Raw genomic sequence first — 25,356 nt, 5'->3', positions numbered from 1 at the left:
AAGAAAAAAAATACTTCGGACTGCTTCCGCCGCGTCCTCGTGCTTCGTCCTGACGGACTACGCCTCCCCCCAATGCTGGGGGAAAATGGTTTTTAGAAAAATTTGTTGTTCGCTGTTGTCCCAGTCATCGGATGCCAGCCCCTCCCCCAGAATTGGGGGAGGCGGGGAGGGGGCGACTACGGTGGCGGGCTGGGATAACCAAGTGGTGTTTTGCAATCTGCCCAGCGTGTTCTACCCACCGATTTCTTTCCGCATTTTGAAATGCGGGATGCTCACTTCTTCGAACCTATCGCCGATTATTTCATAGCCTAAATTCAGATAAAACGGGACGGCTGTTTCCCGTGCGTGCATGGTGATTTCGCTGAAGCCATGCTCCCGTGCAAAATGTTCGCTGAAATCCACCATTGCTTTCCCAATCCCGCTCCGTTGCGCCGATTCGGCCACCGCTACCTGCCGCATTTTTAGCTCACCTCCGTTGCGCGGAACAAGAAGTAAGCAGCCAACAAGCTCGTTATTTCGGTAGCAAGCAATGTGAAATTCGTCCACTTCGCTGGCCAGCATTTCTGGCGTGAAAGCAAGGCCCAGCGGGCGGCGAAGCACGTCGTTGCGAAGCGCGACGGTCTCTTCATACTCCGCCGTGCCGTGATGAATTTGTTGGATAATCAGCATGGGGTATCAGCCTTGTGATAAACGTTTTGTTGGCGAATTACGAAGGAGCATCCATCCTGCCGACAGGAGCGCGCCAGCGGTGGCCAATGCCATATCTTTTTGGGCATCCCACATGTCGCCTTGCTGGCCGTTGTAAGCATCGGCGGTTTCGTTGGCAAAAAGTAGTGTGATAAGCCATTCAGCAACCTCGTAGATCATGCTGGTGGCCATGATAAATTCCACGGCGAAAAATATTGAAGCACGGCGCGGCAACCTGGCGTAGCGTTCCAGAACTTCCTGGGCTACCGGAGCCAATAGCAGGCCGTAGCATAAATGCACCAAACGGTCGTAATGATTTCTTGACCAGCCAGCAAGCTGCGAAATTGATTCCCCAAGCAGCCAGGCTGACCAATCATCATAAGGGACGTAGCTGTAGCTGTACCGGGCACCAAGAATATGCAGCAATAAAAAACCAAACAACAATGCCAAACTGGAATGGCTGATTGGAAATCGCTTTGATGTGAACATCACCAAAGCCAGCACCGCTACGGTAGGGAGATGTTGCAAGAAAATATATTCAGGGAAGGGAGGGGCGATGCAGCTTGCAAGGGCAACAATGGCCACAACGCCGGTTGCCCAGCATGTGCGTGATTTCATCTTTTCAGATTCACAGCATATTCCGATTTCTTGCCGTTCGTGTCATCATCAGTCCATCTTTTAGGGAACGAGCCTGCAGGCCAATTAATGATTTTGCTTTCAGCGTTATCAGCCCTGATCGCATCGGGCGTGGCGCGGTGCGGCCCAGCTCATCAGCGGTTACGGAATGGATAAATGTTGAATCTAACTCGAATGCCTCGGCCACCGCCATGGCAAGCTCCAACCGCGACATCCGCTCCGTTCCGGCAACATTGATAATCCCGCTGATATTTTTTTCGATAATCTGAAAAACAGCGTAGGCCAGGTCTTCCATCAGTGTGGGATTGCCAAACTCATCGTTGATGACATCAATGTGAGTTTCGTTCGATAACCTGTCGCGGACCCATTCAGGAAAATTCATTTTCAGGCCGTCGGTGTAGCCATACAGCCACATGGTTCTGACGATTGCAGCATGGACCCCACTGTGGGCGCAGATATTTTCGGCAGCTAATTTTGTTCTGCCGTAATAATTGATGGGGTTCGGTTTATGTTCTTCCGTGTAGGGGCCGGCAACGCCATCAAATACGTAATCGGTGGATATCTGAACCACCCGTGCGTCGAAAATTCGCGCCACTTGGGTTACTGTTTCGGCAAGCTGGGCGTTGCTTTGCCAGGCTTCCTCGCGGTGGGTTTCGCAATGGTTCACGTTCGTCATGGCGGCGGCGTTGATGATAACATCGGGGTGCCACCCCGTGGTGGCAAGTGCTTCGCGCCATGAGGCCTTGGAAAGTGGATTAATCGAAGACATGGTCCCCAAGGTGAAAAAATGGCTGCGGGTCATCGCCGATAGTGCCCAGTCCGTCTCCCGCCGCAACACACGAAGCAGCGTTTGCCCAAGCTGCCCTTTTGCACCAGTTACTATAACATTCATGCCAAAAATTGGGGGTTGGTTGATGGAAGGATGAGGTTCCTGCGGATGCGGAACCTTGTTGTTGTTGCTCTGTTCATGTTTTGTGCAAGAAAATTCCTTGCGCCAGTGTGCCACGCACGCCTTTTAATCTTCCTCTTCGGCCCGGATTTTCATCCGCTCAATCTCGATCCGCTTGCCAAGCGATTCCAGAGCTTGGCGAAGCAGCTGCTGAAGCTCTTCGTCCTCGGGGATGGTTACCAGTGCGCGGCGCAGCACCGCTTCCGCGCTGGCTGCATCCCCCGCCAGCAATAGCCCCCGGCCAACACGCATTGCCGTTGTTCGGATGCGGTTCTCCAAATCCTCACGCGCGGCCTCGAAGAACGTTTCGTACAGCGTCGGGAACGGGACGCGGTTGCCAAAAATATCCAAGGCGGCAATCAGCGGACCGCGCGCGCGCATCCATGCCGACTCGCGCATGGCGGCGATTGCTTCCGTTAGCAGCGCGTGGGCTTCAAGCAGGTCCACATGGACCCGGCTAAGATCAAGCTCCGGAGTTTCCCCATCGGTCAGGATTGCGTCGGGGCCGACGATTTCCTTCAAGCGGTGCATGGCCGAATAGACGGTGGTGCGTGCTGTCTCCAGATCGTCGTCGCCGGCGGCAATGCAGTAAAATTCGCGGTTGGTTAGCCGTTTCTCCAGCATCCGATCGGCAGTAAGCAGCCCCAAAATGATTTTTAGGCGTGCCCCGCGCGGGCGCGCTGGCTCCTGGTTCGGGCGGCGGAACTCAATGGACCCCAGCATTGACAGCGATTCTTGGCGCGTGGCGGGCTTGCCGCTTTGCCCCTCGTGCTGGCGTTCCAACGCTGTTATTCGCCCTCTCCATTTCGCCAATTCTTTCTGATTGAGCATTCCCGGAAATCGGTTCAACACCCCTTTCATGTATCCGAACAACTCCCGTTCCTCCAGCCATTCCACCATGGCAATCAGCGTGTGATGGATAGATTTTCGCAGCAGGGCAATCTGGCTTTCGCCCAGAAATTGCGGCAGGATTGTTTCGGCAAACCGAATGGCGGCGCAGAGTTCGGTGATGTGGTCGCGGCGCAGAATTGGCTGGCGGAGCAAGTGCTCCATCTGCTCAGCAATCTGCGCCGAATCTTCCCCGTTCATGGCCGCCTCGAACAGCCGCCACAGGTCGGTTCCGTCGGCATGGCTCTGTTGGTGCAAGCCCTTGATTGCCGTCAGCGTTGGCGAATCCAGCAACCCAAGCAGCAGCCGCAGTGCGAAGGGGAGGACCAGCGCGTCGTCCGAATATTTCCGGAAGATCTGCGCGGCCCATTGGTCGGCACCGTGCAACATTGCCGAATCGCACAGGTGGATGCTGATGCTTCGGCGAAGGATTTGCTGGAATTCGGTGGGGAATTGCGAACGCAGCTTCTCAAGCTGTTCTTCGATGCCGGCAACGCCGCCGCCAAGCCCTAACTCCACGCAGATCATCAGCAGCTGGGCTTGGCAGTAATTGCCGTACAGCCCACGCTCAAGCAGCCGTGGGCTGATGTTGGGCAGCAGTTGAAGAACATCTTGGAATTGCCCAAGCTCGTACAGCAGAATCGTCTTCAGCCAGGGAAGGCCAACGTCGAACTCTAGCGACTCCCTCTCCAACTCGTGCAGCAGTTGCAGCCGCCGGTCCAGCTCTGCCTGGGTGGTGAAAATATCGAGCAGATAGGGGCCAACAATCCGGCGTGCGTGTTTCCAGATGCGCTCATGTTCGGCTCCATCATTCAACGCGTTCAGCCGGTCCTCTACCACGTTGAAGATTGCTTCGTCGGTGTTTGCCCGTGCCGAAATGATGATGCCGCGCAGGTGGTGGACGTAAGCCTCGGTGAAGCGAACGCTGGGATAGCGTTCGGCGATTCCTTCCACCTCGTTCCAGATTTCCAACGCCTGCTGGTGGTTGCTTCGGATGATCGCAAGCTGCTTGTGGGCAAGGGCGTTCAGCCGCATCGGGGCAAGCTCTTCATCGTTGGCGAACGATTCGGTTAGGGCATCTATCTGCGCGGTGATTGCGTTCCGTTCTTGGGTTGGCTTGCGGATTAGCCGCAGGCGGTTATGCAGCAAGTTGGCTTGCAGGATGCTCCGTTCCCGCTCGGTGCGCTCGTCGTTGCGGAAGCGGCTTAGGGCGAACGCTGCGTTCCAGACGGCTGTTCCCAACGGCCAATCGGCGCTCCGGTTCAGCACCACAATGGCCGCAAATGCTTGCCCGATGGCGATGTCAAGATCGGCCAACGGAGCTTCGATTGTGCCATGATAATCGGCAAGCAGCTGGAACGGAACAACGGAGTAAAGGGGGATTGTTTGCACCAGCAGATCAACCACCCGGGCCGCATCGAACCGCGCACGCTCAACAAAATTTCGGTGAAGAAGGCTGTGGGTGAACGTTAGCAGCGGGCGGCGGCTGGGGGGGCCATTTAACGGGGAAACGGTGGAACGCGCCTGGGCGATGATCCCTTTGAACATCAAGATGTCCAGCATCCGCACCGCCTCCGGCAGCAATGCTTCGGCGGCCTCGCGCGCGAACACTTCCCCCAGCGTTGCCAACTGCTCGGCAGCCTCCTGCTCGGTTGCCGAAACGTGCGCCGCCAACCCTTCCGAAAGCAATCGCACGCTGCGGCCAAGCGATTCCGCAAAAAGGGAAGGGGGGACCATCAGCCGCCATGCGTTGCGCGTGGGGTCGTGGGCCAGTGCTCCCGATTTTAACGCCCCGCGAAGCCCCGAACGGAGCGCCAGCGGATTCCCCAACGTCACCTCATGCAAGATTCGGGCGGCCTCAAGATCCGGCGGGGACTCGAACAACGCTTGCCATAAATGCAAAATTCCTTCGGCGGTGATCCCCTCCAACTCAATCTCCTCAACAAGGTAGCGTTCCAGCAGCCCGCGCGTTTTCAGCTCGGTGGGGCGGGCGGCGCAAAGGAGGGAGATCGGTTCGTCGGAAAGGGCGTTCAGCAGGGTGCTGAACTCACGCTCGGCCTCCCCTTCCAGCAGGTGGATGTCCTCAACAATCACCAACGTTGGCCGAAGCTGCGCCAGCCGCCGAAGGCTTGCCGCAACCGAACTGAGGTTCTCCTCCGGCTCAATCCGCAGAAGATTGAACATGGAGCTTGAGCGGGAAAGAGCCTGGGCAAGGATTGGCGCGATGGAGGTGGTGGACTCCGGATAGAGTTTGGTGTGGACCACCGCACCCCCTTCGCGAAGCACGCGGGGGAGCAGGTCCTCCAGCAACCGACTTTTGCCGGCCCCGGCCTCCCCGGAAAGAAGCGCGGCGCGCAGTCCCTGGGCCTCCATTGTCCCCTGGAAAAACGCAACAATCCGCGTGGCCTCCTTCTCCCGATCGGTCATCGGCAGCAGGCCTTGATTAAGAAAATTGACAAGCGGGCGCATCATGGAACGTCGGAAGTCGGTTGCTGGAAATCGGTACGAGTGTTGCCATCAAGGATGGAGGTCATCGGGAATATTGCCATCGGTTCGGGGTTTCTCTCAGGCGGCCATCCATCCTCCATCCACCGTCAGGATATGGCCGTTGACGTAGTTGCTGGCATCGGAAGCAAGGAACAGGATTGGACCTTTCAGATCGCTGGGTTCCCCCCAACGCCCTGCTGGGATTCGGGAAAGGAGCGATTGGTAACGTTCGGGGTCCCGCTGCAACGCCGCCGTTGCCTCGGTGCGGATATACCCCGGCGCAATGGCATTGACGTTCACCCCGTGGCGGCCCCACTCGTTGGCAAACGAGCGGGTGATTCCGGCAAGCGCGCTTTTGCTGGCGGTGTAGGCCACAACGTTCATCCCGCCAGAGAAGGAGAGGAGCGAGGCAATGTTGATGATCTTCCCCGACCCACGTTCCACCATCGTGCTGCCAATCCGTTGCGACAGCAGGAACGCGCCGGTCAGGTTCGTATCCATCACCGCCTGCCAATCGGCCAGCGAATAATCGGCAGCGGGGGCGCGGCGGATGATCCCCGCGTTGTTCACCAGAATATCAACATGGCCGAACGCCGCCAGCGCTTGGTTCGCAGCGTTGTGAACGTCCGCAGCGTTGCCAACATCGCACGCAATGGGGTGAACCCGGCCACCGAACCGAGCAAGGTTCGCCGCCTGCTGCTGCAGCGTGGCGATGTTGCGGCCAAGCAACAGAAGGTCCGCGCCGGCTTCGGCCAGAACCTCGGCAGCTGCGCCCCCAATTCCCCGGGCCGCGCCGGTCACCAGCGCAACGCTCCCGCGAAGATTGAACAACGAAGAAACGGACATACCCCAAAAACGTGTTGTGAAAGATTCCCCGCCATTGAACGGGGCGTGAAGATAGGTGATTTGATTGAAGAACAGAGAGATGGAGCCGCAAGAACCTTCTCCGGTTTTGGAGTTTTTTGTGGCAGAAAAAAGATATGGGGTAGCCGCAGGTCTTTAGCCTGCGGTAGCCGCCCCGACCTCCGTCGGGATTGATAACAGGTCTTTAGCCTGCGGTCACAGTTCTGGACCTCTGAAACACACCCATTGTGAAAGAAACAGTGCCATCGAACGGGGCGTGAAGATAGGCGAGTTGTGTGAAGAACAGAGAGATGGAGCCGCAAGAACCTTCTCCGGCTTTGGAGTTTTTTGTGGCAGAAAAAAAGAAGTAAGAAGGGGCGACAGGATAAAACTTTGCCTTGCACGGAACCGCTGGCTTGCGCTAATTGGCTCCCGCTTTTCCCTGGGGAGCTTGCATGGCAATATGCCCCAACCCGAATCGTTCTCAGTGCCAAAATTTTGACTAATCCAATCCAGCCAGCCATGATGCCTTGGATAACCGCCGGACTTCACAGCCGACACCTTCTTGCCGCCGTTGCCGCGCTTGCGATTGCCGCCATTCCCGCGTATTCGCGCACGGGCGATGGAGTGCGAATCACCACGAACGACACGCGCCAGTTGGTGATGACCGTTGTGCCGAACATTGACACCACGCGGCTTCCCAGCGGCGAGCTGTTCATCAGCGTTGCATCGGGGGCAACGCTGAACCCGGACCAACCTGGCGCGCCGATGCAGCAGGGGATCATCATCCCCCTTGCGCTTCCGTCGCCGGAGGGGAACACGCTTGAGGTGGTTGCGGCGGAGTACGGCCCGCCAATTTCCGCAAGGATCGCCCCGGTTCCCTCCATGATTACCGACCCGCAAGGGTTCAGCGTCCCACGCTACGATGCGGACCCCGCCGCCTACTCGGTTGCTGCGCCCGCTGCCGCGCCGGCAACGCTCCGCTACGTGGGGATTGCGCGGAACTATCACGCCGGCCAAATAGTGGTTGCCCCGTATCGGTTCGATGGCCCAAGCGGCACGGTTCGATTTCTGAAATCGGCCACCCTTCGCGTTCGGTATAACGCTGCTGCTGCGGCGGGTTCGGGGCGTGGCGTGGGGCTGCGGGACCAGCAGTTCGGCGCGGGGTTGTTCGTGAATCCATCGGCGGCGGCGGCTTGGGCAAAACCGGTGGCGGTTCCGCAAGCGTTTGCGCGCCGCACCGCCGCCAGCACAGCCCGGGCATGGATGCGGGTGGAGGTGAAAGAAGATGGGTTGTACGAGCTTCGGGCCGAGGATTTTAAGAACGGTGGGATTGATCTTTCCACCGTGGACCCTTCCCGAATCGCAATCTACGGCGGCGATGGAGGGCCAATGCCGGAAGATATCGCCGCTGCCGACAGCAACCAGATGCGCCAAATCCCCGCGCGGGTTGAAACCAGCGGCGGCAAGGCAACGCGAGTGCTGTTCTACGGGGTGGGACCAACCCGCTGGCAGTATCAGCCTGGCGATAGCATCCCCACCCACCAGCTGAGCGTGTATGTGAAAGCCAACAGCTACATCGTGGCGGTGGATGGCGACCCCGCGCGTGACTTCCCCAAACAGCCCGCCATGGCCGACCCCACCACCTTCCCAACCGCCGGGCGCGCGCGGCTTGTTCACGACGAAGATTTATACAACGCAATAGCCATTAACAATGCCGGGGCCGGCTCCGGAAAAGGGTGGTTCGGAACGCAGTTTATCGTGGGCGACCCTTCCATTGCCGACAGCCGCACGTTTGTCAACACCCTTGCCGGGCTGGACCGCTCGCAGCCGGTGTTCTATCGCGTCCGCGTGGGGAATGCGGTGCGGGGGGGAAGCGGTGAGTTTAGCGTGGCCGAAGGGAACACCCAGCTTGGCACGCTGCTGGTGAATGGCCCATCGGATTGCAAGTACTGTGGCGACCAGATGATGAACGCCACCACGCGGCTGTTTACAACCAATGGTTCCGCCATTCCTTCCGATAATCAAAGCGCGATTCGCATCAGCTTTGAAGCCAATCGGCAGGGGAGCGGCTATCTGGATTATTTCGAGGTCCATTACGGGCGTTCGTTGGTGGCTATCAACGATGAGATCAGCTTTGAATCGCCAACGGGAACCGGCATTGCTGGCTACACCATTCGCGGGTTTGGGGCGGGGGACCTTGTTGGATTGGACATCACCGACCCGGTGAACCCCGAAGAGCTGCACCGCCCTTCGACATCGGGCGATTACAGCTTCCGCGGTCCCCTTTCGTTGCTGCGGAATGGTGCGCGGCGGTACTTCGTTGGATCGGCCAGCAAAGCCAAAAAAGTTGTGGCATCGGTCCCCGCCGATTTTGGCGACCTGCGCAACCGCCCGCTGAATGCCGACGTGCTGGTGATTGCCCATAAAGATTTCAAAACCATTGCCCAGCAGTATGCCGACTACCGCACCTCCACCGGGCGGAACCGCGCCGCAGTGGTGACAACCGATGAGATTTACACCGAATACTCCAACGGAAACCTGGACCCCACGGCCATTCGCGACTACATCGCCCAGGCGGTGAAATCGTGGACCCGCCCGCCACTCTATGTGCTGCTGTTCGGCGATGGAACGTTCGACTACCGCAACATCAGCAGCCGCCAAAAGCAGCTTGTTCCCACCATGGAGACGGAGGATGGCGACAGCTACGACCGCATCTACTCCAGCGCGTTCGACGATTACTACGTTAGGGTGGTGGGCCAGGATGATTTCCCAGACCTGCTGGTTGGCCGTTTCCCAATCGAGGTTTCGGAGCAGGCAGAGGTGATTGTTGAAAAAATCAAGCAGTATGAATCCAGCAAAAACTTCGGCGCGTGGCGCCACACGATTGTGCTGGTGTCCGACGACAACGAACCCTCCGGCGAAGGGGGCGGGTTCCTTGGCCAATCGGAAAAATTGGTGCGGGATTTTATTCCGAACTGGACCGATAACAAGAAGATCTATCTGGGGGCCTACCCGACCGAAGTAACCGGGACCGCCACCAAACCCGCCGCCGCCCAGGACCTGCTAACCTATCTGAACCGTGGCGCGGTGGTGGTGAATTGGGTGGGGCACGGAAACCCGAACGTCTGGGGGCACGAGTCGGTTCTGCAAAAGGATGCGCTGATCCCAAAGCTGACCAACGACTCCATGCTCACTTTTGTCTCGGCTGTCACCTGCAACTTCGGGCGGTTCGACGACCCCGCGAATCCTTCCGGTGGGGAGCAGTTCCTGCTGCATGAAGGGGGCGGGGCAATCGGCGTGCTGGCAACAACGCGCGGGGTGTTCATCAACGACAACGAGGACCTGATGCGGGAGTATTTCAGCAAGCTGTTCGCCCGCGATTCCGCAACGCTGCAATTCCTGAACGTTGGCCAGGCGATGCTGGCGGCCAAAACCCGCCGGTTCGCTTCCTTCAGCAACGACCAGAAGTATATCCTGTTTGGCGACCCGACGATGTACCTGAATCTGCCAAAAGATTCGGTGGAGATCGTCACGGTGAACGACCAGTTGGTGGCCAACGACACCGCACAGGTTGGCGCGCTGCAGCTGGTGACGGTGAAAGGGGTGATCCGGAATCGCGATGGAAAGATGCGGGAGGATTTCAACGGGACCGCGATCATCACCCTGTATGATGCCAGCCGCACGCAAGTTGTGGTCAGCGACAACATCTCCGAGCCGATGGTGGTCCAGGGGGGGCAACTCTTCCGCGGCCCAACGCCGGTGGTGAATGGGGCGTTCACCATCCAATTCCGCGTGCCGAAGGATATCGCCTACGATTCGGCACTGGCGCGGCTTCATGGCTACGCCTACAACGACGTTGAAGATGCCGTTGGCGGAACCAATCATGTGATGGTCTATGGGTCCGACACCGCAACCGTGGTGGATACCGAAGGCCCCAAAATCAAAATCTTCCTGGATGACCGGACCTTTGCTTCGGGTGATGTTGTCACCCCAACGCCGATGCTGATTGTTGACCTTCGCGACGGAAGCGGCATCAACTCCTCCGGCGCAGGAATCGGCCACCGGATTGAAGCATGGATCAACGGCTCGCCAAACTCCATTGACCTAACGGACCTGTACACAACCTCCCCCACCGATTACCGCGAAGGAACCGCCGAGCGGGAATTGCTCAGCCTTGAGGAAGGGGAACACACCGTGCGGGTGCGCGGGTGGGACATCTTCAACAACTCTGCCGAGGCAACGGCCACCTTCAAGATCATTGGCACCGGGGAGAACCCAACGTTGCAGCTGGCCGAAATCGCCAACTACCCCAACCCAATCTCTCGCGAGACCGACTTCACCTTCCGCCACAACCAGGTGGTTCCGCTCGATGTGGAAATCGCAATTTTCACCCCGGGGGGAAGGAAGGTGCGGACGTTGGAAGCAACGGGGGTTCAGCAACGCCGCGTGAAGCTCCATTGGGATGGGCGCGATGCCGACGGCGACCCGCTTGCCAACGGGGTCTATTATTACCGCGTCCGCGCCACCAAGACCAGTGGCGAAGGAGCGGCCAGCGAAACGTTCGAGACGATTGAGAAGCTGGTGGTGGCCCGGTAAGCCACGCCATAGAATACGCCAACATGGCGTTGAACAAACGGAGGCATCACAATCGTGGTGTCTCCGTTGTTTTTTTAGCTTGCGGCATCGTTTCCTTTGCTACTGACCGATGCTGCATTACCTAAACCTTGCTTGCGGGAGTGATATCCGGCCTTCAACGCCGGAAGTGGAGTGGATCAATCTGGATCTGACGTTGCTTCCTGGGGTGGACCTTGCCCACGATCTTCGCCAATTCCCCTGGCCCTTCCCGGACCACACATTCGACCGAATCATCGCCTACGACATCATCGAGCATTTGCCCGACACCGTTGCCACCATGGAGGAACTGTGGCGGGTGCTGAAACCTGGGGGGATTGTGGAGTTCCGCATCCCCTACTTCAACAGCATCCACATGTTCAACGACCCCACCCACCAGCGGTTTTTCAACGAGAACACGTTGCAGTTTTTCGATGTTGATTCCCCCTTCCGCAAAGCCCGCCCGTACTACTCGACGGCGTGTTTCCAAAGGGTGTCGTTGGAGATTTCGGTGGGCCTGCTGCGGCGTTCGTGGCGATTGCGCGAGGGCCTTGCGCAACGGCTTGCGCTGAAACTCAGCAAGTCCATCGGGGACCTGACGCGGGTGATGTGGGTGACAATGAAAGCCGTGAAAAGCAAGGAAGGATAAGGCCGGTTGATTCGGCTCAGGGTAGCCGTCCCGACCTTCGTCGGGATTGCCGCCGCAATGGTAGCCGAAGGTCTTTAGCCTTCGGTGTCATCTGTCTGGGCCCCGACAAAGGTCGGGGCCGCTACCGAGACTTCGTCGGGACAGTCGCCGCAGTGGTAGCCGTCCCGACCTTCGTCGGGATTGATAAAAGGTCTTTAGCCTTCGGCGTCATCTTCGGTCTGGGCCCCGACAAAGGTCGGGGCCGCTACCCCGTTTGTTTTTCGCCGTCAGCGGCGCGGAAGCTCGGCAAGCAACTGGTTGGCCGCCGCAACGCCGCTTTGCACCCCACCCTCGATGGTTCCAGGAAGCCCGGTGCCGGTCCAATCGCCGGCAAGATAGAGGCCTGGGATCAAGGTTCCCGGCCCCGTTCGGACCGCTTCGTTCTGTGGCGTTGCCGCAAACGTTGCGTGCTTCTCCTTTATCACCTGATGCGCCACCAGCGTTGCCCCGCGAAGCTCCGGAAACGCCCCGCGAAGTTCCTGCTCGGCGTGGCGCACTATCTGGGCTGCATCGGTGGCGGTTTCGGCCACTGCGGCGCTGATGGTGCACGATATCAGCCCCGGAAATTTCTCGTTCCCCGCCGCCATAATCTTCCGCTTGTTGAACACCCACTGCACCCCCGTTCCAATCATCGCCGCGAACATCGGCATTGCGTGCAACGGCGTGTTGAACCAGAGGTAGAGTGAGACGATAGGAGAGGTAGGCATTGGCTGCGCAAGCGACGGTATTTGCTGGATGATGCCCGGGGGTGAGATGCCTCGCAGGTTGGAGTGGGGAAGGGCGGAGATCAGATGGGAGGCAACGATTGGCTGGCGTTCTTTCAGGAAAACGATCCACGTTCCATCGCCATTCTGCTCAATTCGGGTGATGGGCGTGCCGGTCATCACGCTCCCTCCGTGGCGGGTGATAAACGCCTGCGCGGGGGCATGCAATGCCGATAATCCGGCACGAACAAACCCAAGCTGCGATTCGGTTTTCCCCCCAAGAAATGCGCGCCGCATCACCGCAGCAAACAGCGTTGCCGACGCTTCGTCAGCAGGGGTGTTCAGCGTGGCGATGATGATTTGGTCCCAAAGCCGTGCGCGTGCCGCCCGCGATTGGCCCAGCCGTTGCAGATACTCCGTTGCGGTCTCGGCCGGCGTGGGTTGGTCCCGCTTGCTCCGAATCGCCATGCCAACCCGCAGCAGTCGCAGCCGCTGGGCAAGCGTCAATCGGCGCAGCCGCAGCATCCCCGCAAGGACGTTCAGCGGAGCGGGAAGCCAACGGGGGGAATCAATGGAATCGCGGCTTCCATCGGGGTCGCGGAACTCCACCGTTAGCGTGGGGGCCAGCTCCACCAATCCCCGCGTTCCCAACGCTTCCAGCAGTTGGAAGGTGGCGTGGTAGCATCCCATCAGAAGGTGCTGGCCGTTGTCAATCTCATCCCCCGTCCCTTCGTGAACAAACGACCGCAACCGCCCGCCAAGATAGGGCCGCGACTCGATCAAGATTGGGGGGACCCCCGCTTGCGCAAGCCGGACCTGCGGCAATCCCCGCAATCCCCCCGCCCAGAATCACCGGACCAGCAACGGAAGGATGGTGTGCTGCAATCAAGGCCATTGGCGCGGTGAAGTTTTTGTGGCTTGAACGTGGAAGGTCTGGTTTTCAGGAATGGGGGCGGGGATGATTATCCCACCCAAACCCTGGCGTTCTGGAACATCCGCATCCAGGGGCTGTCGCCGGTCCATTCGTCGGGATGCCACGACATGGTAATGGCGCGGAACACCCGCTCTGGGTGGGGCATCATAATCGTGACGCGGCCATCGCTGCTGCACAGCCCTGCAATGCCGTTTGGCGAGCCGTTCGGGTTGGCGGGGTAGCGTTCGGTTGCCAGCCCGTGGTTGTCAACAAACCGCGCAACGATTGTTCCGGTTTCTTCCGCTTGGGCAAGCGTTGCCGCGCCGCTGAACTCCGCCAGCCCCTCGCCATGCGCCACGGCAATCGGTATCCGTGCGCCGGCCATTCCCGCAAGGAAGATCGAGGGCGATTCCTCCACCCGCACCAGCGACAACCTTCCCTCGAACTGCTCCGAACGGTTCCGCACAAACCGTGGCCAGTGGGCCGTGCCGGGGATGATCTCCTTCAAATTGCTGAACATCTGGCAGCCGTTGCAAACCCCGAGGGCGAACGTGTCGGGGCGGTGGAAGAAGCTCTGGAATTGCTGGCGCGCACGCTCAACAAACAGTGCCGATTTCGCCCAGCCGCCGCCGGCACCAAGCACATCGCCGTAGCTGAATCCGCCGCACGCCACCAGCCCGTTGAATTGGTCCAACGTCACCCGCCCTTCAATCAGGTCGGTCATGTGAACATCAATGCTGGCGAAGCCCGCGCGGTGGAATGCTGCGGCCATCTCAATCTGGCCGTTCACCCCTTGCTCCCGCAAGATTGCCACCTGCGGGCGCGCCCCGGTTACGATAAACGGCGCGGCGATATCCTGGTTCGGTTGGAACGGCAACGCGGTGTTCATTCCCGGGTCCGAAGGATCCAGCCGCGCTTCGTGCTCTTGGCGTGCGCACTCCGGGTTGTCGCGAAGCTCCTGCATCCTGAACGTCGTTGCGGACCACCAGCCGCGAAGCGTGGTGCGCGATTGCTGCAGGATCGTTTGCTCGTTGTGGCGGAAGGTGAGGCGGTCCTGGTCCACCGGCGTTCCGATGATGTGACAGTTGTAGCCCAATCCATGCTCGGCAAGAATCGCCAGGACCTCCTCGCGATGGTCGTTTGCCACCTGGACCACCGCGCCAAGCTCCTCGCTGAACAGCGCGGCCACGGGGTCGGGATCAAGGTTGGTGAGGTCCACTTCCATTCCGGTTTTTCCGGCAAAGGCCATCTCGGCAAGCGTTGCAAACAGGCCGCCGTCGGAGCGGTCGTGGTAGGCCATCAGCAGCCCTTGCTGGTTCAGCTCTTGAATCGCCGCGAAGAATCCGATCAGCAGTTCCGGGTCGTCAAGGTCGGGGGCTTCGTTCCCCATGGTGTCATAAACCTGCGCCAATGCCGATCCCCCCAAACGGTTCCGCCCATTTCCAAGATCAATCAAGATCAATGCCGACTCACCTTTCTCCAACCGAAGCTGCGGCGTAAGGGTGCGGCGAACATCGGCCACCGGAGCAAACGCGCTGATGATAAGCGAGACCGGCGCGGTGACGCTCCGTTGTTCCCCATCCTGCTGCCACACCGTCCGCATGGACATGGAGTCCTTGCCGACCGGGATCGTGATGCCAAGCGCGGGGCAAAGCTCCATCCCAACGGCGCGGACCGTGGCGTACAAGGCGGCATCTTCGCCTGGGTAGCCGCCCGGGGCCATCCAGTTGGCGGAGAGTTTCACATCGCCAAGCTGCGGGATGCTTGCTGCGGCGATGTTGGTGATTGCCTCCCCAATCGCCATCCGTCCCGAAGCCGGGGCGTTCAGCAGTGCAAGCGGGGTCCGTTCCCCCATGGCCATTGCCTCGCCGGTGAAGCCTTCGTAGGCGGTGGTGGTGACGGCAACATCGGCAACGGGGACTTGCCACGGCCCCACCATCTGGTCCCGCACAACCATGCTGGTGATGGTGCGGTCCCCAATGGTGATCAGGAACGATTTGTCGGCAACGGCGGGGAACTTCAGCACCCGCTCGGCGGCTTCGTTCAGGTCAATCGTTTCGGTGGTGAAAGGGGGGAAGTGGCGTTCAAGATGGTTGGCAACGCGGTGCATTTTGGGGGGCTTGCCAAGCAGCACCTCCATCGGCATATCAATCGGGCGGTTGCCAAAAGTGGAGTCTTCCAAAAGGAGCTGGCGTTCCTCGGTTGCCGTCCCAAGCACCGCGAAGGGTGCGCGCTCGCGCCGGCAAAGTTCCTCAAAAACCGCAATCGCATCGGCGCGGATTGCCAGCACGTACCGCTCTTGCGCCTCGTTGCACCAAATCTCCATTGGCGACATCCCTGTCTCGGCATTTGGCACGGCACGCAGTTGGAACCGCGCCCCCCGCCCGGCATCGTTCACCAGCTCGGGAAGAGCGTTGCTTAATCCCCCCGCGCCAACGTCGTGGATGGATTCAATCGGGTTCTCCGGCCCCAATGCCCAGCAGCGGTCAATCACCTCCTGGCAGCGGCGTTCCATCTCCGCATTGTCCCGCTGGACGCTGGCAAAATCCAAATCCTCATCGGAGCTTCCGGTGGACATGGAGCTTGCCGCGCCGCCGCCAAGCCCAATCAACATTGCCGGTCCGCCAAGCACCACAATCTGGGTTCCTGGGGCGAACTCCCGTTTCTCCACGTCCTCCTCGCGGATGTTCCCGTAGCCGCCAGCAATCATAATTGGCTTGTGGTAGCCGCGTGTCTCGGGGCCGTTGGGGCCGGGGAGGGTTTGCTCGAATGTTCGGAAATATCCCGCCAGCGCCGGGCGGCCAAACTCGTTGTTGAACGCCGCCCCGCCAATCGGCCCCTCGGTCATAATCTCCAGCGGTGAAGCAATCCGCCCGGGCTTCCCTTCCGGTCCCTCCCAGGGCTGCTCGAACCCGGGAATGCGAAGGTGCGAGACGGTGAATCCCGTTAATCCAGCCTTTGGTTTCGCGCCGCGCCCGGTTGCCCCCTCGTCCCGAATCTCACCCCCCGAACCGGTGGATGCGCCTGGGTAGGGCGAGATTGCCGTCGGGTGGTTGTGGGTTTCCACCTTCATCAGGATGTGCGTCGGCTCGGAGTGGAACTGATACTGGCTTGCGCCAGGCTGCGGGAAGAACCGCTCGGCCTGGAACCCGCGAATCACCGCCGAGTTGTCGCGGTAGGCCGAAAGTACCCCCGCCCCGCCAACGCGGTGGGTGTTGCGGATCATCGAGAACAGGGAATGCTCCTGCGGCTGGCCATCAATGGTCCAGCTGGCGTTGAAAATTTTGTGGCGGCAATGCTCGCTGTTGGCTTGGGCGAACATCATCAATTCAATGTCGTTCGGGTTGCGGCCCAGCGTGGTGAAGCTGTTCAGCAGGTACTCAATTTCATCGTCGGCAAGGGCCAGGCCAAGCTGCTGGTTGGCTTCCTCCAGCGCGGCGCGCCCGTTGGCCAGCAGGTCAATCGTGGCGAACGGCTGCGGCGTGGCGTGGCGGAATAACTGCTCGGCGGACTCCATCTGCGTGAAGACCGTCTGGGTCATCCGGTCGTGAAGTTTCTGGGCAATCTGGCCAAGCTCGGTCTCACCCAATGCTTGTGCCGAGGCGATGAAGTACGCCGTTCCCCGCTCAATCCGCAGCACGGATTCCAGCCCGCAGTTGTGGGCGATGTCGGTGGCTTTGCTGGACCAGGGGGAGATGGTTCCCGGGCGGGGTGCCACCAGCAGAAGGCTTCCTTGCGGGGTGTGCGGTTCCAACGCGGGACCGTACCGCAGCAGCTGGTCCAGCACCGATTGCTCCGCCTCGGTCAGCGGGCGGGCAACCTCCACGAAGTGAACAAATTCGGCGTAGATGGAGGTGATGCTTGGGTTCTGGCGTTGCAGCGTGGCGAGAAGTCGGGCAATGCGGAATGGTGAAAGGGCGGGTGCGCCGCGAAGAATAAGCATGGTTGTGCAGGAATCAATGGAGAGCCGTGCCTGATTGGTTTTTGGGGGAATCAGAGGGGGCGCATCAAGCGTTGCGCGGCCCCGTTCCCCGGTGCCGCAAACTTACGGCAGCCGCCGAATCGGGGGAGGTGAAGTTTAGTTTCATGGAGATGGAGCGGAAGGCCTTCGGTCGCAAGGCTGCTCAGTTCTGCTTTCACCCCACCCCGCGCCCATTTCTCCGGAATCCGTCGGCCTTTGCGCGGCGCACGGGGCTTCCTTGAAATCGCTCCTGGAACTCTTCATCGCTCATGGCTTGGACCTGCTCCACCGTCAGGTCCATCACGCCTGTGCGGGGGTGGAAATCGGGTTCGCTGGTTGGCGTTTGGAACCGATTCCAGGGGCAGACTTCTTGGCAGATGTCGCAGCCGAACACCCAGTTCTCCATCTGCTGGCCGTACTCCTTCGGGATTTCTTCTTTCGGCAACTGCTCAATCGTCACGTAGCTGATGCAGCGGGTTGCGTCCAGCAGGTATGGCTGCGGGAAGGCGTTGGTGGGGCAGGCATCAAGGCAGCGGGTGCAGCTTCCGCAGAAGTCGCCAATGGGGGAATCGTACTCCAACTCAAGCGATGAGATCAGCACCCCAAGAAACAGCCAGCTCCCCATCTTCCGGTTGATGATGTTGGTATGTTTCCCCATCCATCCAAGCCCCGCCCGCGCGGCCCATTGTTTTTCCAGTATCGGCCCGGTGTCAACGTACCAGCGGCTTTCGGCGTTCGGTTCCAGCGTTTGGATAAACTGATGGAGTTGCTTCAATTTTTTTGGGAGGATGTTGTGGTAATCGCGCCCCCAGGCGTAGCGGCTGATTTTTGCGTGGTCGGGGTTGGCGGCGTGGTGGAATGGGGTGTAGTAGTTGCGTGCCACCACAATCACCGAGCGTGCCGATGGCAGGATTTGGCGAACATCGCGGCGTTTGTGGTTGTTGCGGGCAATCCATTCCATGGTGCCGTGGTGGCCGTGGGCAAGCCATTCTTCAAACAGGTCTGCTTCCCGGTCCATCCGCTCGGCTGCGGCAATCCCGGCAAGGTCGAAACCTAAAGTGGAGGTGATGAAATGGCGAATGGCTTCGGTATGATTGGTTGCTGGCATTGGCATGGTTGATTGCTCGGCTGGGTCTTGGCTGCAAATCTACCCACGCGGGCGCATTCCGGCGGCGATCCGTTCGCAGCAATATTCAAGAACAAGGCTTCTCCAAAATTGCTGTTTTCGAAAATTCAGGATTCAGTTCCAGATTGCTGGGGTGGAATCGAAGTTCGCCATGTCCCATTCGGTTGCCACCACCATCAGCGGCTTGGTCTCCGATTGTGGGATGCTTCCTTGCCGGCGGGGTTCTGGCATTACATCCCTCTTAGCAAAACCGAGCGGGACGCGAATCCAAATTTCTAAACACCAAGCCCAATCGCTTGGAGCAAAAGAAAAGTTGGAATGAAAGAAAAGGGGATGCAGCAACTGCATCCCCTTTTCTTTCATTGATTTTTCCGTGAGCCGTGCCGATTGCTTCCCGTCCGGGCAGCCGGTATCGGAAACGATTACGCGCCGGCCATCACCTTCGTCCCCATCACCTCGAACAAAAACGCTTCCCTGATGAAATCGGCGAATGGGTTGTTGGCATCCTCCATCCGCTCGGGGTGCCACTGCACGCCCAGCAGGAAGGATTCGCGGTTGTCCGATTTCAGCTCAATCGCTTCGGCAATGCCATCGTGGGAAACGGCGGTAATCGTTAGGCCGATTCCCGGAGCATCCACCGCTTGGTGGTGCGCGCTGTTGATTTCGCCATCAAGGGTGCGGGTGTATTTGGCGATCATGCTTCCCGGGGTGACTTCAATGGGGTGGCGGCGGTCCTCGTTTCCATCTTTCTGGTGGTCCGGGGTTCCGGTTCGTTCGGGGATGTGGGGGATCAGCGTTCCGCCAAAAAAGACGTTCAGCAGTTGCATTCCCCGGCAAATTCCCAGCACCGGAATCTTCCGTTCAATGGCAATCGCTGTCATCTCTAGCTCGGCTGCGTCGCGGGCTTCGTCAATGTCATGGCACAGGGGAAGGTGGTGGGGAGCGTTGTAGCGTGCGGGGTGGATGTCGCTTCCGCCGGTAAGCACCAGCCCATGCACCCGCTCCATATCGGACCTCAGGTCCTGGCTGGTTATCAGGTCAAGAAACTCTAGTTCGGGATTTGCTTTCCGAAGCCATTCCGCGTACCGCCCCATCTTCACGCTTCCGCTCCCTTTTGAAATACCGATCAATGCCATGTGGAGATGTTGATAAAGTTGAACGTTGCCAGCGGCAAATGGAGGTTGATACTCCTGCATTGCTGCCCCGCCCATGAATGCCGTTGTTGGCTCCGGTGGGCGGGGATTGCGCAATGTGCGTCTGTTATTTCGCTGCCGTTATTTCGCCACCGTCACCATGCCGCTGCTGACGTTTCCTTCGGCGTTTAGGCGGTACAAGTAGGTTCCGCCAGGAAGCGTCGAAAGGTCGTGGTTGACGATGTGGTCGCCGGCGTACAACGTGCCGTCGTACAGTGTGGCCACCCTTTCGCCCCGAAGGTTCAGCACCTGGATCGTGACGTGGGTTGGGCGTTCCAGTGTGAACCCAATCTGCCCATTTCCGGTTGTTGGATTCGGCCAGCTGCGCAGCCCGCGAACGGCCGTGGCCGGTTCGCCCGGGGCTGCAAGCGGGGTTTCGTGCCAGATGCCGAAGTAGATCGAGGCCTTCGCCCCGGCATTGGTGAAATTCCCGCACAGGTAGATGTCGTTGCCAATGGCGGTCATCCCGTGGACGGTTCCGTTCACGCCGCTTCCCAAGCTGATCCATTGGTTCCCGTTCCAGCGTGCGATGTTTGCCGCGCTATCGCCACCGGCAAGGGAGAAGTATCCGGCAACATACATGTCCGGCCCACGCCAGGCCATTGTGTTGGCGTACGGGGCGAAGTGCCCGCCAATCCCGCTCCCCAATCCGAACCAATGCTTTTGCTCGATATTCCAAACGCCGATATGGCCCAGCGGCTGGTTTCCCGATGCGGTGAAATCGCCGCCGGCGTGCAGGTAGTTGCCGCGAACCGAAAGGACGAAGACCGCTTCGTTCAACCCGCTATCCAGCGGGGTCCACGATGTGCCGTCCCAACGTGCGATGTTGCTGGCTGGCTGCCCCCCGGCGCGCAGGAATCGCCCGCCAGCGTACAAGGTTCCGGCATCGTCAATCGCCAGCGAGAGGACCACGCCATCAATGCCGCTTCCCAGATTGGACCAGGTTTGTTTGGTCAAGTCCCACACGGCAACATTTTGGGCAAGGGTGGTTCCGGCGGTGTCGAACAATCCGCCAACGTACAGCTTATCCCCCCTGATTGCCATTGCCGAGATGAACGCCAACGTTGGGCCGTTCACCCCGGTTCCCAGAAGCTCCCACTTGTTGCTTGTCTTGTTCCAGCGGACGACGTTGTTTGCCGCCAAGCCATTCCCCGAACGGAACGCCCCGCCGATATAGAGGTCATCGCCGTGGCCGACCAGCGAGAACACCGGGCCGGTGACGGTTCCGGAAAGATTGGTCCAGACGTTTCCATCCAGCGAGGCGATGTTCACATCCAACGGATTCCCCGTTGCGCCGGCGCGGAATTTTCCGCTGGCATACACCCGCTCGTCGAATTCCGTGATGATGGTTGCCCCGCCGCTAGAGTTGTTGTTGAACGGGAACCATCGCCCGCCAGAGTACCGCGCCACCCGCGCCGATGGCTCGCCACCAGCGGTGGTGAAGCTGCCAGCCACATAGGCCTCATCATCCTTCAACGCGATTGCGTTGACGAATCCATCGGTCCCCGCGCGCGAGCCGTAGCCAAGCGTCTGCCACCAGATGTTCGATTCGGGAAGCTCGTTCCAGACCGCAACGTAGCCGCAATAAACCCGGTTCAGGGTGTACTGGCCCGGGAAGACCGATTGGAACGTGCCGCCAACATACACCTTCCGCCCGCTGATGGTGATGGAACGGACAATGCCGTTCACGCCGTCGTCCTCGCGGAAGGGGGCGATGGAATCCCACAGTTGGTAAACCCCCGTCACCGGGGTCCAACGGATGGAGTCTTCCTCCCAGCGGGCGATATTTTTTGCGCCGCTATCCCCGGCCATCGAGAAACTTCCGCCAACAAACAGGGTGTCGCCCATCACCCCAATCGCGTTGACGAACCCGTTGACCCCGTTCCCCAGCGATGACCAATTCGTGCCATCCCAACGGGCAATGCCGCTTGCCGGGACCGACCCGACGGAGCTGAAATTCCCGCCGATAAAAATTTTCGACTTTAAGGCTGCAATGGCGTTCACGGTTCCATTCACTCCGCTTCCTGGGTCCCCAACCGCAAACCAGCGTTTTTTTGCAAGGTCCCACACCGCCAGGTTTTTCACTGGGGTTCCGTTGGCATCGTTGAAGCTGCCGCCGGCATAGACCAGGGTGTCCTTCACCAAAATTGCTCCAACAAAGGCTTGGTCATCTCCCCCCAGACCCACGGAGCTTGGCCCAAACGGCCCCATCCCGGCCCACACCCGTTGGCTGATGGAATATTGGGCGATATTCTTCACGGGAACCCCGCCGGCGGTGGTGAATTTCCCACCCACGTACAGGATGTCGCCGCGAATGGCAAGGGCATAGACGAACCCGTTGGTTCCGTTCAGCGGGCCATCCCCCAGCGATTGCCACGACGACCCGTTCCAGCGGGCGATGTAGTTCAACGCTTTGGATCCGGCTTGGGTGAATGCGCCGCCAACAAACAACCAGTTGTTGAACACCGCTGCGGTGAACACCTCATCGTTCAGCCCGCCGTTGTCGGCAGCTTGGCCAAACCGGTCGTCCCACTGGTCATCGCCTGGCTTGCTGGCAACCGAGGCTACGCCGAAGGTCCCGTTGGCCTGCACAAATCGCGGGCGGCCGTGGTGGTCCACCGTCATGCGCCACCCTTTGGGGTCCAGCGTCCCTTGTATTCCCGATGAAAGATTGACGGTCCCGTCGGGGTTCAGTATTCGTTCCAGCGGAATTTTTGGCTCCCCTTGCTGAAGGTCGCCGCCAAACTCCACCGGCGCAACCTGCGCGGCAAGATGATGGAGCTGCACGCCAAACAGCAGAAGCAGAAGCAATGGTACGGAGCGTAGCATGGTTTTCATGGCTGAAGGATTATTTCAAGGTATCGGATTCGTCAGGTAGAGTTTCTTGCAGGGAAGGGGAATCGCCGAAATCCAGCGCGGCGTTGCCGGGCTGGCATCACCGGGCAATCATCACCGGAAGGACCTTCGTCACGCCCTCCATCTGGATGCGGCAGAAGTAGAGTCCGTTTGGCAGATCTGCAATCGCCCACAGTTGGTGCGATTGTCCGGCTTCCACCAGCAGTGGTTCCCCCGTTTGCTGGCCCCGCACGTTCATCAGTTGCAGCGTGGCGGGGTGGGGGAAGCTGCCGCGAAGATACAGTTGCCCCGAAGCACGATCAAGCCAGATGGTTTGGCTGCCCGATGGGGTAGTTCCGTTGGGATCGTCGGCGGAGGAGATCATCCCGGGAAGCCCCTTGAACCAACGCCCGATGTTGTAGCTGGGATGCTGCCCGGCAAGGGTGAACTCACCCCCGGCATAGACCTCCGGCCCGGTGCTTCCAATGGCGCGGACCACCGTTTCCCCGGGGCCAACCCGCCCCGGTTCCGCTTCCCAGGTTGGTCCATGTGGATCCGTCCCAGCGGCCAATGCGCGAAAGCACTTGGTTCCCGCCCAGGTTGAAGCTGCCGCCAACGTAGATGCCATCGTTGGCGGTGTCAATCGCATAAACTTTTCCGTTCACCCCGCCGCCGGGGTCGGTCCAGGCGTTGTTCCGCCAAATGGCGATGTTCTTCACGGGGGTTGCTCCGGCGATGGTGAAATCCCCCCCCACCACCACCTCGCCATCCTTTGTGATCTGAATGGCATAGACGGAGTTGTTCACCCCGTTCTGGTTTCCGGTTCCCAGGATGCTCCATTGGTTGCCATCCCACCGGGCAATGTTCTTTGCGTTGACGTTCCCAGCGGTTGGGAACACGCCGCCAACATAGACGTTGTTTGCGTCGGCAGCAATCGCTTGGGCGAAGGTGTAGAAACTGCTTCCGCCAAGCCCGTTGCCAAGCGGGGACCACGTTTGCGTGGCTTGGTCCCACCGCGCCACACGGTTGGCACGCTTGCCGCCGGCAAGATCGAATTGGCCGCCAACGAACACCTCGTTATTGCGGACCGCCACGGCAAAAACTTTGGAGGCGGAATCGTACGTGCCCCCTTGGTAGTTGTAGCCGATCCCTTCGTTCATCGAACGCCAGACCCCTCCGTTCCAGTGGGCGATGTTGTGCGATTGAACCTGGCCGGCGCGGTCGAATCGCCCGCCAACATACACATCGCGCCCGTTGACGGCAATGGAATAGACGACCGGGGTGGACCCGGTGGTGGTGTCAACCACGCCAACGCCGGTCCCAAGCGGGGACCAGGTGCCGGCAATGCCATTCCATTTTGCCACGGCGTTTGCGCGGATGCTTCCGGCAATGCTGAATCGCCCGCCAACGTACACGTCGCGCCCGTTGATTCCAATGGCGTAAATCGGGCCGTTGACCCCTTCGCCAACGGTGATGTCGAAACTTCCCCACGTCCGTGTGGCAAGGTTCCAGAGTGCGGCTCCGTACGCGCCCAGGCTTCCGGCGCGGGTGAACTTGCCAACTATGTACACGCTGGTTCCGCCAATCACCACGTCGTAGGCATCGTTGTTCAGCCCAATCTCCTCCGATTTCCCCAACCGCTCCCAGCTTCCGGTCTCCCAAACGGCGATGCGGTTCACCACTTGGGTTCCGGCGTTGCGGAACCGCCCCACGGCAAACACCCGTCCGCCGGTTACATCAATCCCGCTGACGCTTCCGTTTAGGCCGCTTCCCATTGGGTTCCAGGTTCTTTCGGTAAGGTCCCGCCGGGCGATGTTCAACGCCGCCACGGTTCCGGCTTGGGTGAAGCTCCCGCCAACGTACAGGTCGTTCCCGTGGACGGCCACGGCTTCCACGGTTCCGTTAATGCCGCCGCCCACATCGTTCCAGGAAGCGGTGGTGGCGTTCCATCGTGCAAGATTTTTCAGCGGAAGCCCCCCGGCGCGTGCGAACTTCCCGCCGGCAAACAGGTCCTGGCCATACAGCGCGATGTCGTTGACGACGATGGTGTCGCCGGAAAGCCCTGGCCCCATGGTGGACCAGCTGCTGTTCCTCAGGTCGCAGCGGGCAATCGGGCCGGTGGAGATGTTTCCGCTGGCGGCGAATCTTCCCCCGGCAAACAGGGTGTTGCCGTCAACGGCCAGCGCAAGAACGGTGTCGCCAGGTTGCCCCAATCCGGAGCCAAGGGCCAGCCAATCCAACCCGGTCCAGCGGGCAACGTTTGTGGCCTGCTTCGTCCCTGCGGAATCGAACGCACCGCCAACGTAAACATCCTCCCCGTTCACGGTGATTGCGGTGACGGCGGCGTTCCGCTGGCCAGCGCGAAGCCCTTCGCCAAGCGTGTGCCACTGGCTGCCATCCCAGCGGGCGATATTGTTGGCGATGATGTCGCCAATAAAAGTGAACCGCCCGCCGATGTACACATCCTGGCACCCGCTGATTGCCACCGTGTAGATTGCCCCGCCAGCCCCGCCAATGTTGAACCGCTCATCCCAATAAATATCATCTGGATGCGCCGCCGCAAGCAGGGAAGGGGAGGGGGTTTTTTTGAAACGTGGGGAGCCATCGGGGGCAAGCTCCATCCGCCAGCCGGTGGGGTCCAGTTGGCCGTGAATATTGCTGGAAAGATCAAGCGATCCATCCTCCCGAAGGAAATCACCCAATGGCTGGGCCAAGGTGGGAAGGGTCGGTTCCTGGCCCTGCGCCGCCAGCGAAGCCGCGCCACCAATCAGCAGAAGTATGTGAAGTAGAACACGCATGATATCAACTCAGAGATGAACCCACAGTTGGGAT

At 59.8% G+C, this 25,356-nt stretch carries 14 protein-coding genes; 2 read left to right on the top strand and 12 right to left on the bottom strand.

Features of this window, described 5'->3' with window-relative positions; all coding sequences use genetic code 11:
- Positions 1-231: 231 nt before the first annotated feature.
- From IPM61_00595 to IPM61_00575, 5 genes are all read right to left on the bottom strand, one after another.
- Positions 232-669, bottom strand: coding sequence for a GNAT family N-acetyltransferase (locus IPM61_00595; GenBank protein MBK8909805.1), 438 nt, complete (start codon positions 667-669; stop codon positions 232-234).
- Positions 670-675: 6 nt separating this feature from the next.
- The gene (locus IPM61_00590; GenBank protein ID MBK8909804.1) at positions 676-1,305 is read right to left on the bottom strand and encodes a DUF2238 domain-containing protein; all 630 of its coding nucleotides are present in this window, start codon (positions 1,303-1,305) and stop codon (positions 676-678) included.
- Between the two features lie 10 nt (positions 1,306-1,315).
- Positions 1,316-2,215 carry an SDR family oxidoreductase gene (locus tag IPM61_00585; protein ID MBK8909803.1) on the bottom strand — a complete coding sequence of 300 codons (900 nt, stop codon included), beginning with the start codon at positions 2,213-2,215 and terminating at the stop codon, positions 1,316-1,318.
- 123 nt (positions 2,216-2,338) lie between these two features.
- Entirely contained in the window at positions 2,339-5,632 is a 3,294-nt protein-coding gene (locus IPM61_00580; protein MBK8909802.1) for an AAA family ATPase, read from the bottom strand.
- Between the two features lie 93 nt (positions 5,633-5,725).
- Complete coding sequence (locus IPM61_00575) at positions 5,726-6,493, bottom strand: SDR family oxidoreductase (protein MBK8909801.1); 768 nt, start codon at positions 6,491-6,493, stop codon at positions 5,726-5,728.
- 519 nt (positions 6,494-7,012) lie between these two features.
- On the opposite strand from IPM61_00575, the gene porU reads away from it, so the two are divergent.
- Positions 7,013-11,089, top strand: coding sequence for a type IX secretion system sortase PorU (gene porU / locus IPM61_00570; protein ID MBK8909800.1), 4,077 nt, complete (start codon positions 7,013-7,015; stop codon positions 11,087-11,089).
- 109 nt (positions 11,090-11,198) lie between these two features.
- Complete coding sequence (locus tag IPM61_00565) at positions 11,199-11,753, top strand: methyltransferase domain-containing protein (GenBank protein MBK8909799.1); 555 nt, start codon at positions 11,199-11,201, stop codon at positions 11,751-11,753.
- Positions 11,754-12,019: 266 nt separating this feature from the next.
- On the opposite strand, the gene IPM61_00560 is transcribed toward IPM61_00565, so the two are convergent.
- The 7 genes from IPM61_00560 to IPM61_00530 all read right to left on the bottom strand — a co-directional run bounded on the left by IPM61_00560 (position 12,020) and on the right by IPM61_00530 (position 25,322).
- The gene (locus IPM61_00560) at positions 12,020-13,321 is read right to left on the bottom strand and encodes an FAD-dependent oxidoreductase (GenBank protein ID MBK8909798.1); all 1,302 of its coding nucleotides are present in this window, start codon (positions 13,319-13,321) and stop codon (positions 12,020-12,022) included.
- 137 nt (positions 13,322-13,458) lie between these two features.
- On the bottom strand, positions 13,459-17,352 hold the full coding sequence (gene purL, locus IPM61_00555; GenBank protein MBK8909797.1) for a phosphoribosylformylglycinamidine synthase: 3,894 nt from the start codon (positions 17,350-17,352) through the stop codon (positions 13,459-13,461).
- Between the two features lie 193 nt (positions 17,353-17,545).
- Positions 17,546-18,484, bottom strand: coding sequence for a tRNA epoxyqueuosine(34) reductase QueG (queG, locus tag IPM61_00550; GenBank protein MBK8909796.1), 939 nt, complete (start codon positions 18,482-18,484; stop codon positions 17,546-17,548).
- Positions 18,485-18,918: 434 nt separating this feature from the next.
- A complete protein-coding gene (locus tag IPM61_00545) occupies positions 18,919-19,746 on the bottom strand; it encodes a gamma-glutamyl-gamma-aminobutyrate hydrolase family protein (GenBank protein ID MBK8909795.1) in 828 nt (275 codons plus the stop codon).
- A gap of 24 nt (positions 19,747-19,770) precedes the next feature.
- Positions 19,771-22,527, bottom strand: a complete 2,757-nt coding sequence (locus IPM61_00540; protein MBK8909794.1) for a T9SS type A sorting domain-containing protein — start codon at positions 22,525-22,527, stop codon at positions 19,771-19,773.
- Between the two features lie 97 nt (positions 22,528-22,624).
- Positions 22,625-23,023, bottom strand: a complete 399-nt coding sequence (locus IPM61_00535) for a hypothetical protein (protein MBK8909793.1) — start codon at positions 23,021-23,023, stop codon at positions 22,625-22,627.
- Positions 22,974-25,322: a hypothetical protein gene (locus IPM61_00530; GenBank protein MBK8909792.1), complete on the bottom strand. Its 2,349-nt coding sequence runs from the start codon at positions 25,320-25,322 to the stop codon at positions 22,974-22,976. Before IPM61_00530 ends, IPM61_00535 begins: the two co-directional genes overlap by 50 nt.
- Positions 25,323-25,356: the final 34 nt, after the last annotated feature.

The sequence above is a fragment of the Chlorobiota bacterium genome (genome assembly GCA_016710285.1).
Taxonomy (GTDB): Bacteria; Bacteroidota; Ignavibacteria; order OLB7; family OLB7; genus OLB7.
Note: the sequence above shows the minus strand (reverse complement) of the source record. Positions and strands in the feature narration are given on the sequence as shown.